Source organism: Streptomyces sp. NPDC059851 (assembly GCF_042732005.1).
Lineage (GTDB): Bacteria > Actinomycetota > Actinomycetes > Streptomycetales > Streptomycetaceae > Streptomyces.
The window spans coordinates 13,823-29,248 of the sequence record NZ_JBHWJJ010000109.1 but is presented as its reverse complement, the minus strand read 5'-3'; the positions used below and the strand labels follow the sequence as shown (position 1 = coordinate 29,248).

Annotated in this window: 11 protein-coding genes; 9 read left to right on the top strand and 2 right to left on the bottom strand. The window is 75.9% G+C overall.

The features are described from left to right. Positions 1-161: 161 nt before the first annotated feature. Positions 162-347: a DUF6104 family protein gene (locus ACFV7Q_RS28800; protein ID WP_010061466.1), complete on the bottom strand. Its 186-nt coding sequence runs from the start codon at positions 345-347 to the stop codon at positions 162-164. Between the two features lie 137 nt (positions 348-484). Between ACFV7Q_RS28800 and ACFV7Q_RS28795 the strand changes: the two genes are divergently transcribed. The 7 genes from ACFV7Q_RS28795 (at position 485) to fxsT (ending at position 13,464) form a co-directional block, all read left to right on the top strand. Continuing rightward, positions 485-2,611 (top strand): trypsin-like peptidase domain-containing protein, encoded by a 2,127-nt coding sequence (locus ACFV7Q_RS28795; protein ID WP_385432668.1) that lies wholly within the window; start codon positions 485-487, stop codon positions 2,609-2,611. 31 nt (positions 2,612-2,642) lie between these two features. Then, positions 2,643-3,653 carry an AAA family ATPase gene (locus ACFV7Q_RS28790; RefSeq protein WP_385432666.1) on the top strand — a complete coding sequence of 337 codons (1,011 nt, stop codon included), beginning with the start codon at positions 2,643-2,645 and terminating at the stop codon, positions 3,651-3,653. A 5-nt stretch (positions 3,654-3,658) separates the two neighbouring features. After that, positions 3,659-7,141, top strand: a complete 3,483-nt coding sequence (locus ACFV7Q_RS28785) for an SAV_2336 N-terminal domain-related protein (RefSeq protein WP_385432664.1) — start codon at positions 3,659-3,661, stop codon at positions 7,139-7,141. 197 nt (positions 7,142-7,338) lie between these two features. Further along, positions 7,339-7,671, top strand: a complete 333-nt coding sequence (fxsA, locus tag ACFV7Q_RS28780; protein ID WP_385432662.1) for an FxSxx-COOH cyclophane-containing RiPP peptide — start codon at positions 7,339-7,341, stop codon at positions 7,669-7,671. Positions 7,672-7,809: 138 nt separating this feature from the next. Then, positions 7,810-9,141, top strand: a complete 1,332-nt coding sequence (locus tag ACFV7Q_RS28775) for an FxsB family cyclophane-forming radical SAM/SPASM peptide maturase (RefSeq protein WP_385432660.1) — start codon at positions 7,810-7,812, stop codon at positions 9,139-9,141. Next, on the top strand, positions 9,138-10,394 hold the full coding sequence (locus tag ACFV7Q_RS28770; protein WP_385432658.1) for an HEXXH motif domain-containing protein: 1,257 nt from the start codon (positions 9,138-9,140) through the stop codon (positions 10,392-10,394). The genes ACFV7Q_RS28775 and ACFV7Q_RS28770 overlap by 4 nt, the downstream gene beginning before the upstream one ends. Positions 10,395-10,458: 64 nt before the next feature. Next, the gene (gene fxsT / locus ACFV7Q_RS28765; RefSeq protein WP_385432656.1) at positions 10,459-13,464 is read left to right on the top strand and encodes an FxSxx-COOH system tetratricopeptide repeat protein; all 3,006 of its coding nucleotides are present in this window, start codon (positions 10,459-10,461) and stop codon (positions 13,462-13,464) included. Between the two features lie 73 nt (positions 13,465-13,537). Here fxsT and ACFV7Q_RS28760 read toward each other — a convergent pair whose 3' ends face one another. Further along, on the bottom strand, positions 13,538-14,527 hold the full coding sequence (locus ACFV7Q_RS28760) for a LuxR C-terminal-related transcriptional regulator (protein ID WP_385432655.1): 990 nt from the start codon (positions 14,525-14,527) through the stop codon (positions 13,538-13,540). 157 nt (positions 14,528-14,684) lie between these two features. Here ACFV7Q_RS28760 and ACFV7Q_RS28755 point away from each other — a divergent pair, with 157 nt between their 5' ends. Then, positions 14,685-15,032 (top strand): hypothetical protein, encoded by a 348-nt coding sequence (locus ACFV7Q_RS28755; RefSeq protein ID WP_385432653.1) that lies wholly within the window; start codon positions 14,685-14,687, stop codon positions 15,030-15,032. Positions 15,033-15,143: 111 nt separating this feature from the next. Further along, positions 15,144-15,383, top strand: a complete 240-nt coding sequence (locus tag ACFV7Q_RS28750; RefSeq protein ID WP_385432651.1) for a hypothetical protein — start codon at positions 15,144-15,146, stop codon at positions 15,381-15,383. Positions 15,384-15,426: the final 43 nt, after the last annotated feature.

Genomic DNA, 15,426 nt, shown 5'->3' with positions numbered 1-15,426 from the left:
TTTCCCCCCGCCCACCCCCCCCTGATTGCTCCTAGTTTTTGGGGTACCCCCGGCCCGCCGCCCCCCCCCCCCCCCCGCCCCGGGGGGGCCCCCCCGCCCCCGGGGGGGCCCCCCCCCGCCGCAGCGGGCCCCGCGCGCTCGCGCCGCAGGTCCCGCCGGTCTCACTCGTCCTCGTCGTCCTCGTCGTCCAGCCGCGCCAGCCACGTGGCCAGCCGCTCCACCGGGACCTCGAAGTCCGGGTTCAGGTCGACGAACGTGCGCAGCTGCTCGGCCAGCCACTCGAAAGTGACCTCCTCCTCGCCGCGCCGCTTCTCCAGCTCCTCGATGCCTCGATCGGTGAAGTACAAGTCGGGCTCCGTGCCGTGATGAAGATGTGCATGCGGATGTTTCCCGCCAGGATAATCCGCATAACCGGCGAGACCTCCCCTCCGAGCGGCCCCGGCGCTAGCCTGGAGTGCCTTTTCAATCTTGAGAGGGGCGGGGGATGCCAGACGCGCGCACCGGCGGCTCCGCACGTGCCTTCGAACTCCTCGAACCCCTCGTCCAGGCCGCGACCGTACGCGTCCACGCCGCCCCCGACGGGTATGCACCCCCTGGGACCGGCCCCACCTGGGGGAGCGGCTTCTTCGTCGCGCCCGGCTGGGTCCTGACCTGCGCGCACGTCGTCGGCGAAGGGGGTGCTGCGGTGCGTCTCGTGGGACGTGAGCTCGGCATCACCTTCTCCTCCGGCCCCCGCACCACCGGGACCGTCACCGGCCGCGTCGAATGCGTCCTGCCCGAACGGCTCGAAGAGCGGCGGCCCGCCCGCCGCGCCCTGTGGGACCTCCCCGACCTCGCCCTCGTCCGCGTACTCGCCCCCGTTTCCCACGCCTGCGTACGCCTCACCGACCGTGCCCGGCCCCGACTCGACGAGGTCGCCTACTTCGGCTGCACCGAGGACCTCGGCACACCGGAGATCACCGGCCGCACCACCCGGCTGCGGGGGACCGCGGCCGGCGGGGCCGCCCTGCGCCTCGGCGACGACGACGAGATCGAACCCGGCATGTCCGGAGGGCCCGTCGTGGACCTGGTCCACGGCGAGGTCGTCGGCGTCGTCAAGGCCCGCCGGCACACCGGAGGCGGCGGGCTCGCCGTCTCCGTCATCCAGCTGCGCACCCTGCCCCTGGCCGCCACCGGCCAGGTCGGCCTCTACCGCCGGGTGATGCAGGCCCACGACCTGTACCACTACGACCAGCACGTCAGCGACCTCGACACCCGCCGCACCTGGACCGACCTGCACGGCGAACTCGGCGCCCTCGGCGCCGCCCGCGCCGCCGCCGGCCCCGGCGGACTCCCCGCCACCGGCGATCCCCACACGGCGGCGGGCCGACTGACCCCCGCCGAACGCACCACCCTGTGCGGACTGCTCGCCGAGTTACCGCCGCCCCCGTCCTCCGAAGCCGTCCGGGCCCTCGTCGAGGCGGCCCGCGGCGAGGAGCCCGACCCGGCCCTGCCCGCCCCGCTGAGCTGGCGCGACGGCCTCGGCATGCTCCACGACCCGCCCGGCGGCGCCGGAGAGGCCGCCGCCATGCTGCGCTACGCCACCGACGTCAGCGTCGCCGACTTCCGCGAGCCGCCCGCCCCCGACGCCGACGAGGAGCTGTGGGACTGGGTCCGGGCCACCGCCGAACGGCTGTGGCGGCCCCTGCGCCGGGAGCTCGGTGAACGCCGCGACCAGGGCCTGGTCGAACGGGAGCGCCGACGCCGCGCCCGCACCGCGCACGGCGCCCCCGGCCCGGGACGGCCCGGCGGCACCCTGCCGCAGGGGCCCTCCGTCCTGCTGGAGGCCTGGGCGCACGGCTGGGAGGACGTCTACGACTGGCGCGTCTCCGTCCTGGCCGGCCCCGCCCACCCCGGACGGGTCACCCCGGTCGGCTCCGGGGTCCGCGCCACCCGGGCCGGACTGCCGGAAGCGGTCCGCGACGCCCTCGCCGAGGCCTTCCGCCGCTGCGACACCCACGAAGCGGCCGCCGTCCTCGAAGTCGCCGTCGCCCCCGAACTGTTCGGCCTGCCGGTGGACACCTGGATCCTGACCGGGCGCACCCCGCTCGGTGTCCAGCGGCCCGTCGTCCTGCGCTACCCCGCCGGACGGGACGGGGCCCACCCCGCCGACGCCGACACCGCCCACCGCAGGGCCGACCGCTGGGCCCGCGTCCAGGCCGGGCCGCTGCTGGACGAGCGCGCCGACTGCGCCCGCGGCAGGCCCCGCACCCCGTCCCCCGCCTGGCTGGACGGACTCGCGGACAACACCGTGCCGGTGCACTGCCGGGCCGCCGACGCGGAACCCACCCGCGGATCCCTGTACGCGGTCCGCGACGCCGGCTACGGGGCGGCGGTCACCCGGCGGCCCCCGGCCGACCCGGGGGAGTCCTGCGCGCCGTTCCACCGCGGACTGCGCGAGGAGCTGACCGAGGCTGGGCGGGGCGCACCACTGCCGGTGCGGCTCCAGGCACTGCGGGCCCGCGCCCACGGGGCGGACCCCGACGCCTACTGGGCGAACGGGATGGCCCTCGTCTGGGAGGACCCGGCCCGCGCCCTGCCCGACGAAGAGCCGCTGCAGGGGGACCTGTGACGGGCGGGAGGGGACACGGGAGGGGACGGACGTGAACGAGGAATGGCTCATCTACCGGGGGGTCGGCGAGCCCCACGACGGCATCGACACCCTGCCCGACCCGCCGCCCTGGAGGGACTTCGACGGCGGGCCCGTCGGCGAACCCCCGTCGCCGGCCGCCACGGGCGACGGCAACGTCGCCCGCCGGCTCGGCGCGCACCGGCAGGCCGCCGAGCTCCACCGGCCCGAGCCCGAGGAGCTGGAGGCCGTCAACGCGGCCCTGTACCTGCGCCGGCCGCTGCTCGTGACCGGATACCCCGGCACCGGCAAGTCCACCCTCGCGCACGCCGTCGCCCACGAACTCAAACTCGGCCGCGTGCTGCGCTGGCCGGTCGTCTCCCGGACCGTGCTCCAAGAGGGCCTGTACCGGTACGACGCCATCGCCCGGCTCCAGGACGTACAGATCGCCGCGAGCGGCGGCAGCCCCGGGGGCGCCCCCGGAATCGGCACGTACATCCGGCTCGGACCGCTCGGCACCGCCCTGCTGCCGAACCGGCGGCCCCGCGTCCTGCTCATCGACGAGCTCGACAAGAGCGACATCGACCTGCCCAACGACCTCCTCAACGTCCTGGAGGAGGGCGAGTTCTCCCTCCCCGAACTGGAACGCGTCGCCGACGCCCAGCCCGAGGTGCAGGTCCTCACCGACGACGGCGCCAAGGTCACCGTCCGGGACGGCCGGGTCCGCTGCCGGGCCTTCCCCTTCATCATCCTGACCAGCAACGGCGAACGGGACTTCCCCGCCGCCCTGCTGCGCCGGTGCATCCAGCTCAAACTCGGACAGCCCGGCGAGAAACGCCTCGCCACCATGGTCCGCGCCCACCTCGGTGAGGACGCCGCCCGGCTCGGAGCCGACCTGATCCGCGAGTTCCTCAGCCGCTCCCAGTCCGAACTCGTCGCCGCCGACCAGCTCCTGAACGCCATCTACCTCACCCACCACGCCTCCCCGCCCACCCGGGAGGACCTCGCCGACCTGCTCATCCAGCGCCTCGACCGCCCGAGGTGACCCCCATGCCGCCCCCTCCCGCCCCCGCCGGACGGCCCGCCCCCGCCGGGCAGCCCGCTCCGGCACCCCCCGAGCTCCGCGACCTCGCCGCCCTGCTGCGCACCGCCGGACTCGACCCCTCCGCCGAGGAACTCGCCGATGCGCTCTGGCTCGCCGGCCGGATGGGCCCGCCCGGCCCCTGCGCCACCCCCGCCGGTACCGCCCGTCCCGTACGCCGGCCGGCGCGGCAGGACGAGCCGCCGTCCGAGGACCTGCCCGCGCAGGTCTGGCCCGGGCCCGAGGACCCGGTCCGGCTCTACGCCGCCCGCCTGCGCGGCACCGCCGCCGAGGAGGCCGCCGCCTTCCCCAGCGGCGCGGGCGTGCCCGTACGGGTCCCCGGAGCGGCCGCGCTGCCCCGGATCCTGGAGATACAGCGCTCCCTGCGCTCCCTCCAGCGGCACCGCCCGCCCGGCCGGCCCACCCGGCTCGTCCTCGACGAACCGGCCACCGCCGAGGCCAGCGCCCGCGCCCTCGGGCTCGTCATCCCCGTCCTGCGGCCCGAGAGCCGCCGCGAGGCCACCGTCCGGCTGGTGATGGACGCCTCGCCCTCGATGGCCGTGTGGCAGGACATGTTCGAGGAGCTGCGCGGCGTCTGCGAACGCCTCGGGGCCTTCCGTGACGTACAGGTGCACTACCTGCACCGGCTCGCCGACGGCCGCGCCGCCCTCGGGCAGGCCCCCGTCCCCGGCACCCGGCTGCGCTCCGGTGACCAGCTCCGCGATCCCAGCGGCCGCTCCCTCGCCATGGTCGTCTCCGACTGCGCGGGGCCCCTGTGGCGCGAGGGCGAGGCCCAGCGGATCCTGCACCGGTGGGCCGAATGCACGCCCTGCGTCATCGTCCAGCCGCTGCCGCAGAGGCTGTGGAACCGCAGCTGGCTGCCGACCGAGCGGGGCACCCTCACCCGGGTCGAGGGCGCCGCCGGCATGCTCAGGTTCCGGCCCGACCGGCCCGCCCGCCCCGGCCGGCTCCGCGGCGGCCTCACCCTGCCCGTGCTCCCACCGAACGCCGGCGCGCTCGGCGCCTGGGCCCGCCTCATCGCCGGGTTCGGCACCGGGTCCGTACCGGCCGAGGTGGGCCGGGTCCTCGCCGACCACCCGGCCGCGCCCGTTCCGCCGCCGCCGGCCGTGCGGCCGCCGCGCGAACTGGTGCGACGCTTCTACTCCTCCGCCTCGCCGCGCGCCGTACAGCTCGCCGTCTACCTGGCGGCGGCCCCGCTGACCCTGCCCGTCATGCGGCTCGTCCAGCGCACCATGCTGCCCGACTCCGAACCCTCCGACCTGGCGGAGGTGCTGCTCAGCGGGCTGCTGCGGCGCGGCCCGACCCCCGGCCAGTGGTACGAGTTCACCCCCGGCGTGCAGGACGTGCTGCTGGGGCCGCTCGGCCGGGACGAGGCCGCCCTCGTCCTCAAGCACTGCTCGGAGTACGTCCTCGCGCACTTCGGGCGCGGGGTGCGCAACTTCCCGGCGCTCGCCGTGTCCCAGCTCACCGGGGAACCCGTGGTCGAGGAGGCCGTCGACGGGCGGGTCCCCTCCGGGCCGCTCCCGCAGGCCTTCGCCGAGGTCTCCGCCCGCGTCGTACGCCGGTACCTGCCCGGCCCGCCCGCACGGGGCGCCGCCGGCCCGGAGCCCGCCGCGCCACCGCCCGGGCGGGGCTGGGCGGTGCGCACGGCCCGCGACCGGCTCGCCGCCCAGGACCGCCAAGGGGGCGCCGGAGCCCAACGCGGCCTGTACGAGGCCGTCGCGGTGCTGCGCCGCGCGGTGGCCGCCCCGGCGGGCCCCGACGACCCGGCGGGCGAGGCCGAGTGCGAGCTGGCCGGGGCGCTGCTGCGGCTGTGGGCCCGGCAGCGGGACCCGGAGCTGCTGGCCGAGGCCGAGCAGGCGGTCAACGGGCTCCACACCGCACCGGCCCGGGCGGTGCGCGGCCGGGTGCTCTACGAGCGGGCGCTGGCGGTGCCGGCCGAGCGGCCCGAGGCGGAGCTGCTGGCCGCGGAGCTGCTTGCCGCCGCCGAGCGGGAGTTCGGCGCCGCGGCCGCGGCCCCGGACGGCGATGCGCGGCTGCGGGAGGACTGCGTGGTGCGGCAGGCCCAGGCCCTGGTCGGACTGGGGGAGTTGCGCGACGACCCGATCCCCCTGCTCCAGGCGCGGGCCGTGCTGGAGGCCCTGGCCGGGCAGGGTGTCGGGCAGCGGGCCGGGGCCGAGGATCCCCTGCGGCCGCCCCTGGGGCGGGTGCTGCTGGCCCTGCTGCCCCGCACCCCCGACCCGGTGGAACGCACGGCCCTGGCCGTACAGGCCGCCGGACACCTGGCGTCGGGGCTGCCGGAGGCGGCCCGGGAGGCCGGGGCCGCCGGAGCAGCGGCCGATGCCCCACCGGGGGCGGACCCGGGCGGTGCCGACGGGGACAGCGGCGCGGGCCCCGCCGCCGGTACCCGAGCAGCGGGCGCACCGCCGGTCCCCGTCCCGGGACCCGCCCCGGGCGTAGCCGGCCCCGCGAGGGCGGGGGCCGCGCCCGGCACCACCGGGGCCGGGCCGGGCGGCGGGGCGGGCCCGGGCTCCGCCGGGGCCGACGGGCCGGCGCAGGACAGGGCGCGGGCGGAGGCCGCGCGGCTACGGGTGGACCTGGCCGCGGCCCTGCGCTACCTGCCCGCCCGGTTGGAGGAGGCTTCCGGCCAGCTGGCCCGGGCGCTGGCCGAGGCCGGCGGGGACCCCGAGCTCCGGCTCGCCGCGCTGGTGTGCCTGGCCCGCGTGCACCGGGCCCGGTCCGCGCGCGACGGGGACCCGGCGGCGCTGGAGGACGCGGCCGACGCGTACGGCCGCGCCCGCCGGCTGATCCCCCGCGACGCGGAGGCCTACGCGGAGCTGCTGCCCGAGTGGGGCGACGTACTCCTGGAGCGGGCCCGGTCCGCCGGCGGGCGGCGGTTCACCTCGGCGGCCGTACGGGTGCTGCGCGACAGCCGGGCGGCGATCCCGCAGTCCGACGCCCGCTCGGCGCACCGGCTCGTGCGCCTCGCGGAGGGGCTGCGGCTGCGGCACGGCTACGAGGGCGACGTCGTCGACCTGCGGGAGGCGGAGTACCTGCTGGAGCTGGCCGTCCGGCACAGCCGCAGCCCGCTGGAGCAGGCGCGCGCCTGGCGGGAGCACGGGGACGTCCAGCAGGAGATCCACGCCCACACCCGGGCCCTGGACCGGCTCGACCGGGCCGCGGACTCCTACCGGCGGGCCTGGCGGGCGGCCCTGGAGGCCGACCGTGCGGAGCGCCGGGAGGTCGCCGTCGAACTGGCGGCCAGGGTCCAGGAGCTGCGGGGCGGGGTGTTGGAGCGGCTGGCCCGTCCCCGGGCCGCGCTCGACGCCTACCGGTCGGCCCTGGAGCTGTGGCGGGGGCTCGGGGAGGCGGTCGCGGACCGCCGGGACGCACTGGCCTCCCGGGTCCGCACCCTGGAGGCCGGGCTGTGACAGCGGCCCCCGGGGCGTGAAGGGCCTGCGGACGGGAACAGGTTCAAACGGGCGGAGCATCGGACACCGCGACACCACACGGATTCGGTACGGCGACTCAACAGGGGGACGAGCAGCCCATGGTGATCCGGCATCAGGCACCGCGTACGGAGGCGGCGGCACAGACGGCAGGGGAAAGGACCCCGGACGACACGCAGGTGGGCACGGAAACGGACACGGAGAGGGGCCCGGACAGGGACACGGACCCGGAGACGGAGACGGAGACGGACGCGGACGCGGATGCGGAGCACGACGCGGAACGGGGGACACGCGCAGGCACCGACACCGCGGCGGCCCCCGCGGCGGCCCCGCCCGCCGGGGCACGGGCGGCCGCCGCCTGCCCGGCCCGCCTCCCCGATCTGTCCGGATACGACCTGGTCGCCCTGCGCGGGATCGACCACCCCGTGCTGGCCCGGGTGATCGAGGCCATGGTGGAACGCGTGACCCACCCCGCCGAGATCCTCAACGCCTTCGACTCGGGCGTCAGCTGAGCGGCCGCTCACGCACCGCATTCCCAAGGCCACGCAGAGCACCCACAGTTGACCCGTTTCCGCCGTTAGCGGCGGCCGAACCCCGGGCAGGGATGGACCGTCCGCCGGGGCAGGCGGTCGGGGGAGGAGGTGCGGGCTATGGGGCACACGGACAGGAGCGGGTCCGCGCTGCCCGCGCACCGGGCACACGCCCCCTGGCCCTATGCCCTGCTCGACGTCCCCGCGCTCCGCGCGGCCGGCCACCGCCCGCACCCGGTGAGGCAGTTCGTCTTCAAGACCCGCAGCCGCTGCAACCTCGCCTGCACCTACTGCTACGTGTACGAGATGGCCGACCAGAGCTGGCGCGGCCGCCCCGCAGCCATGTCCCCCGGGACCGTCGCCCGCGCCGCCGAGCGCATCGCCGAGCACGCCGCCGCGCACGGCCTGAACCGGGTCGACCTCGTTCTGCACGGCGGCGAACCGCTGCTCACCGCCCCCGCCGAGCTGGCCGCGCCCGTCGATGCCGTACGGGCCGCCCTGCGCACGGCCTCCCCGCGGACCAGGGTCACCGCCACCGTCCAGACCAACGGCACCCTGCTCACCCGCGGCCGGCTCGCCGCCCTCGCCGCCGCCGGGATCCGCGTCGGGGTCAGCCTCGACGGGGGACTGCCCGAGCACAACACGCGCCGCGTGGACCGTGCCGGGCGGCCCGGGTTCGGGGCGGCCGCCCGCGGGCTGCGGCTGCTCGCCCGGCACCCCGAGAGCTACGCCGGCGTGCTGTGCGTGGTCGACCCCGGCCAGGACCCGGTGCGGACGTACGAATCCCTGCTCGCCTTCGCCCCGCCGAGCATCGGCCTGCTGCTGCCGCTGGCCAACTGGAGCACCCCGCCGCCGGGCAGCGGCCCGGGCGCCACCCCGTACGCGGACTGGCTGATCGCCGTGTTCGAACGCTGGTGGCACGACGGGGCGCTGCGGACCCGGATCCGGTTGTTCGAGGAGATCATCGCCCTGCTGCTCGGACTGCCCGCCGCCACCGAGACCCTCGGCCTCGCCCCCGCCGCCACCGCCGTGATCGAGACCGACGGCACCCTGGAGCAGGCCGACTCGCTCAAATCCGCGTACGAGGGGGCGGCCGCCACCGGGATGGCGCTCGCGACCCACAGCTTCGACGAGTTCCTCGACCACCCGGGGCTGGCCGCCCGCCAGCTCGGGGCGGCGGCCCTCGCCGACCCCTGTCGCGGCTGCGAACTGGTCGCCGTCTGCGGCGGTGGCCACTACCCGCACCGCTACCGCGCCGGCGAGGGCTTCCGGCAGCCGTCCGTCTACTGCGACGACCTCCAGGCCGTCATCCGGCACGTCGCCGCCGCCCTCCACCGGGCCGCCGACCGCACGGCCGCTCCGGGCGCCGGCCGGGCCGCAGCTCCCGCCGCCCCTGCCGCCGGTCACGCGCCCGGCCGGCGGGCGGCCCTTCCCCGGGCGGCCGCCTCATGACCGACGCCCCCGCCGCCTTCACCGTCACCCCGCCCGTCCTGCGCGCCCTCGCCTCCACCGAACCCTCCGCCGAGGGCACCCGCCTCGTCCGCGACGTCCGCCGCTCCAAACGGCTGGTCCTGCTCCGCGCCGTGCTCGACGCCGCCCCCGGCGGGCGGTCCGGCGAGGCCGCGGACCACTGGGCCCTCCTGGAGGAGGCCGAGCGGCACGAACCCGACGCCGTACGCGACGTCCTGCACTACCCGGCCACCGGCGTCTGGGCCGAGGAGACACTGCGCCGGCTGCACGCCCCGCACGGGCCCGCCGCCGACCTCGGCCACCTCGGCGCCCTCGCCGTCGCCGCCGCCCTGCGCGCCGGGATCGCCTTCAAGGCCACCCTGCGGCCCGTCGGCGGTCGCCTCGCGCTCCCCACCCTCGGTCTGCTGCGCCCGCCCCGGCCCGGGCCGCTCGCCCTCACCGAACGCTCCTGGGACCCCGACGATCCCGCCACCCTGCCCCTGCACCTCCTGCCCGGAGGCCGCACCGCCCTCGACGACCTCGACCCGTACCGGGCCCTCGGCCACGTCCGCCCCGCGCCCGTCCGCGCCGCCCGCCGCCTCACCCCCAAGGGCCACAAGCGCTGGGACACCCAGTGGGCGGGCGCCCTCACCCTGCTGGAGCGGTACGACACCGCCCGCGCGGGCGAGACGGGCCTGCTGCTGCGCTCCGTGGTCCCGCTGGCCGGCGGCTCCCGTTCGAACGGCGCCACCCTGCCCGCGGCCGCCGGCTCCGTCCTCGCCCGCACGCAGGCCCCGCCCGCACTGGCCGCCACCCTCGTCCACGAGGTCCAGCACGGCAAGCTCACCGCCCTCGCCGACGTCCTCACCCTGCACACCGCCGACGGCACCCCCCGCCACTGGGCACCCTGGCGCACCGACCCCCGCCCGCTGGAAGGGCTCCTGCACGGCGCTTACGCCCACCTGGCCCTGGCCGGCTACTGGCAGCGCGCGGCCCTCTTCGGCGCCCGTGGCGCCTGGGCCCAGCACGCCCGGATCCGCGCCCAGGTGGCCGCCGTCCTCCCCGTACTCCGCACCCACCCCCAACTGACTCCGACCGGACACGCGTTCACCGATGCGATGGCCGCGGCCGAGCAAGCCATGGACGAGCTGCCGCCGCCCGGGGACCAGTACGCCGCCGCCCGCCGCGCCGTCGACCGGGCCCGCCGCGCCTGGTACGCGGAACACCCCGAACTCGCCCCTGCCGGACAGGGCTGACGGACCGTCGGCTGCGGTACCTTTTCATCCCCGTCCACCGCCCGGATTCCAGGGAGACGGCCGCATGACCACCGGTATTCGGCAGGAGCGCGACCCGGCCCCCGCGCGGCCGCAGCGCTTCCTCATCAGCTTCGCCGGCTTCAACCGGCCCTGGGCCGTGTGGATCGCCCACCGGCTGGAGGAGCACGGCCACCGCGTCGCCCTCCAGCGCTGGGACCCGAAGTCCGAGGGCGGGCTCACCCAGGCCCTCGACGACTTGGCCCGCAGCGGCAGCCGCGTCCTCCTCGTCCTCAGCGAACGGTACTTCTCCGCCGGCACCCACACCGACGGGGAGTGGAACACCGCACTGCGCACGATCACCGACAGCCACCCCGGCCGGTTCGCCGCCGTCTGCCTCACCGACGCCCCGCTGCCCAGCGCGGTCGCCGTCCTGGAGAAGACCGACCTGTGGGGCCTGGACGCGTACGAGGCCGAGTACCGCGTCCTGCGCCGCCTGGACCTGCCCACCGACCGGGTCGGCACCGAGACCGGCCGCCGCGGCCCCCGCTTCCCCAACGACCCCCCGGAGATCTGGGGCCGCGTCCCGCGCCGCAACCCCCGCTTCACCGGCCGCAACGACGTCATCGGAAAACTGCGCGCCGCCCTCAGCGAGGCACCCCCCGGCGCCTCCACCGTCACCCTGCTGGGCCTGTCGGGCGTCGGCAAGACCCAGGTCGCCACCGAGTACGCCTACCGCTTCGCCTCCGAGTACGACGTCGTGTGGTGGGTCCCCGCCGAGGACCGGCCGACCCTGCGCGAGCGGCTCGCCGACCTCGCCCCCGAACTGGGCCTGCCGCGCGGCGCCGGCAGCTACGGCGAGCAGATCCGGTCCGTCCTGGAGGCGCTGCGGCGCGGCTCCCCGTACAACCGCTGGCTGATGGTCTTCGACGGTTGCGACAACCCAGACGACCTCACCGATATGCTCCCGTCCGGTGCCGGCGACGTCATCATCACCTCCCGCAACCGCGAGTGGGCCTCCCGGCACACGAGCCTCGTCGAGGTCCCGCTCTACGCCCGGCCCGAGTCGGTCACCTTCATCCGCCGCCGGGCCCGCCGGCTCACCGGCGAGGAGGCCGACCAGCTCGCCGAGGCCCTGGAGGACTACCCGCTCGCCCTCGACCAGACCGCCGGCTGGCTCGCCGACTCCCCGCTGACGGTCGACGACTACCTCGCGCTGCTGCGCCGCCGCCTGGACTCCCACGAGGCCGTCACCGTCTCCGACGACTACCCGCTGCCCTTCCCCACCGCCCTCGCGATACTGCTCAACAACGTCCGTGAGAACTTCCCCGACGCCCTCGCCCTGCTCCGCCTGTTCGTGTTCTTCGCGCCCGGTCCGGTGCCGCTGCGGCTGCTGCGCGAGTTCCCCGCCGACGACGTGCCCGAGCAGCTCGCCGGGCTGATCAACGACCAGATCCGGTGGAACGCCGCCCTCAACAAGCTGGTGCAGTTCTCCGTCGTCCGCCTGGAGTACTCCGACCTGTCCGTGGAGGAGGGCGGCGGCGGACTGGAGACCGTACAGCTCCACCGCATGGTGCACGGCATCGTCCGCGAGAACCTCTCCGAGGAGGAGGCCGGACCGCTCGCCCGCGCCGTCCGACAGGTCCTCGCCGCCGCCGACCCCGGCCGGCCCTCCGATTCCCGGCTGTGGCCCCGCTTCGCCGAGCTGATCCCGCACCTGGAGACCGCCGGCGTGCTGACCAGCAGCAACCCGCGGATCCAGAACTTCCTGCTGAACTGCCTGCGCTACCTGATCCTCGCCGGCGAGTACCGCACCTGCCTCCGCCTGGCCGAGCAGACCGACACCGTCTGGCGGGCGATGCTCGGCGACGACCACGACCAGGTGCGCGAACTCAGCTACCACTACGGCGGCGCCCTGCGCATGCTCGGGCACTTCAAGCGGGCCGAGGCCCTCGCCAAAGCGGTCGCCGACCGGCTCCTCGCCGAACGCGGCGACCGCGACCTGGAGACCCTGCGCGCCACCAGCACCTACGCGGGCGTCCTGCTGGGCACCGGCAAGTTCGAACAGGCCCGCGAACTACTGGAACACGCCTTCGCCCGCTACCGCGAGCTCCTCGGCGAGGACGACTCCACCACCTTGAACGCGGAGAACAACGTCGCCGTCGTGCTCCGGCTGCTGGGCCGCTACCAGGAGGCGTACGAGACCGACCTCGACACCCTGCGCCGCCGCGAACGCGTGCTGCGCGTCCGCCACATCGCCACCCTCTCCTCCGGGATCGGCTGCGCCATGGGGCTGCGCCTCATGGGACGCTACCGCGAGGCCCTCGCCCGGCAGGAGCAGGGCCTCAAGCTCAACTCCCAGGTGCTCGGCCCCAACCACCCGCAGACCCTGCGCGCCGAGCACAACCTCGGCATGTGCCTGCGCCGCTCCGGGGACATCCCCGGCGCCGGGGCCCGGCTCCGCAGCGTGCTGGAGCGCTCCACCCGGGTCTTCGGCGCCGAGTTCCCCTGGACGCTGATGGTCGCCTCCGACTACGCCACCTACCTGCGCGAGTACGGGGACATCGGTGAGGCCCGGCGGATCTCCGAGGAGGTCGTGCGGGGCTACCAGACGCAGCTGGGCCTCGCCCACCCGTACAGCATCGGAACGGTCGGCAACCTCGCCCTGGTGCTGCGGGCCCAGGGCGAGCGCCTGGAAGCGCTGAACCTCGCCGAACAGGCCCTGGTCGGCATGCGGGGCGCGGTCGGCGAGCGGCACCCGTGGGCGCTCGGCTGCGCCCTGAACGCCACCGGGCACCGCAACATCACCGGGCACCTCCAGGACGCTCTGGACCTCAGCCGCGAGACGCTGCGCAACTGCGAGCAGGTGCTGGGCCCGGACCACCCGATGACGCTCAGCGCACAGATCGCCCTGGCCGCGGACCTGCGCTCGGTACGGGAGGACACGGAGGCGGCCAAGCACGAGGAAGCGGGCCTCAAGGCGCTGACCCGCACCCTCGGCCCGCAGCACGTCCACACCGTCTCGGCCCGCCAGCAGATGCGCCCGTACTGGGACTTCGAGCCCCAGCCGTAGCCCCAGTCGTAAGGACCGCCCCTGGGGGCCGCCGCGGCCGTCCGGCAGCGGCGGCCTCCGGACGGGGACCGGCCTACGCCAGCCAGCCCTGCCGGACGGCGCGCACGCCCGCCTCGAAGCGGCTGCGCGCCCCCAGGCGTTCCATCAGGCCCGTCGCGACCCGGCGGGCCGTGCGGTGCGAGACCCCCAGCCGCTTGGCGATGGCCTCGTCGGTGAACCCGTCCGCCAGCAGCTTCAGCGCGGTCGACTCGGTGTCGGTCAGGCCGCTCTCGTCGTCCCGGTGCGCCTTCTCACCGAAGGGCTTCGCCGCCTCCCACACGCTCTCGAACAGTGCGCAGAGGGCGGTGAGGGTGCCGTGCCCGGTGAGCACCACCGCGCCGGCCGAGGTGTCCTCGCTGTTCACCGGGATGACGGCGGTGCTCCGGTCCGTGATGATCATCCGGATCGGCAGGGTGGGCACGGTCCGCGCCTGCCGGCCGAGCTGGCCCAGCCATTCCGCGTAGGCGACGGTGTGCGGGCTGTTGCGGACGCTGTCCAGGTAGACCGTGCGCATCCGGATCCCCCGCTTCAGCAGGGCCTCGTCCAGCGGCCGGGAGGCCTCCAGGTTCTCCGGGGTCTGTTCGCCGTCCGGGGCGAAGACCATCACCTCGCGCTCGACCTCGCGGTGCAGCAGGGTGAGGCGCTCGCGGATCCGGTCCAGTCCGACCAAGTGCTCGACGCCGGGCTCGGAGGCCGCCGGCCGCAGGTCCGCGTACTCGGAGATGAGCTGTGCGGCGGCGGCGCGGGAGGCCTCGATCCGCTGCTGCTGTGCGGCGAGTTCGGCCTGCTGTCGGGCGAGCAGCATCTCCATGCCCACCTCGGGGCTGACCGCCCGCAGGCGGCCGGGTTCCTCGTACGAGGGCCGGACCAGGGCCAGTTCGCTCAGCTGGTCAAGGCCGGAGCGAACGGCTTCCTCGGTCAGGTCCAGGCGGGTGCACAGTCCCGCCACGCCGTCACCGGGGTGCGCCAGCATCGCGCGGTAGACGGCTTCCGTTGTTCTGTCGAGACCCAGAAGGGTCAACATGCGCATCCCCCCAATGCGTGATCCTCACTCTTGATCATCGCACGATCACGGCTAGGCGTGGAGCGCCGAGGGGACGGTTGGCCTCTTCCGTCCAGAGCCCCAAGGGGCCAGCCGACGGCCCTGGTTGGGAAGCTCCCAAATTGCCAGTCTCAGAACCATGTATCTGATTCACGCTCAGTTCAGGGCGCCCCTCGGCGGCACCCTCCCGGCCGACGCGGCCCGCCGCGCACTCGCCCTCGCGCAGGCCGGCGAAGGCGTCGAACACGTCACCGCGCATCCGTACGCCGAACCCCACCCGGTGCTGGGGCTCTTCCTGGTGGCGCCGTCCCTGCACGAGGCCGAGGGGCGGGCGGCCGGGGTCTGCAGGCGCCTGCTGCGGGAGCACACCGGCATGACCGGCTGGGCACTGGTGAGGGCGGAAGTGCCCCTGCTGGCCCCATTGGGACATGGCCCGTTGGGTCCACCGGAAAGCCCTTCCACCGCCTCTGGCCTGCGACGAAAGTAGTTCTCGCCAGCAGGGAACACCGCCCGGCAGGCAACACCGGCGCCACGTCACCGCGGGATGCGGGGCCGGATCCGTCCCACAGCTCCCCCGTCTGCCGAAAGGTCAACCGACATGAACGCCGTCCGTATCGCCAAGACCGCCGCGGTCACCGTCCTCGCCGCCGGATCCGTCCTCCTGGGCTCCTCGACCGCCCAGGCCGTCGACCTCGGCACCAACGACTTCGGCTGGCAGAGCGTGACCGCCGCCCCGAAGAGCGACTTCGGCTGGCAGAGCGTGACCGCCGCCCCGAAGAACGACTTCGGCTGGCAGAGCGTGACCGCCGCCCCGAAGAACGACTTCGGCTGGCAGTAGTCGGCCCGCTCGCCCCCCACACAGCTGCACCTGCAGGGCAGCT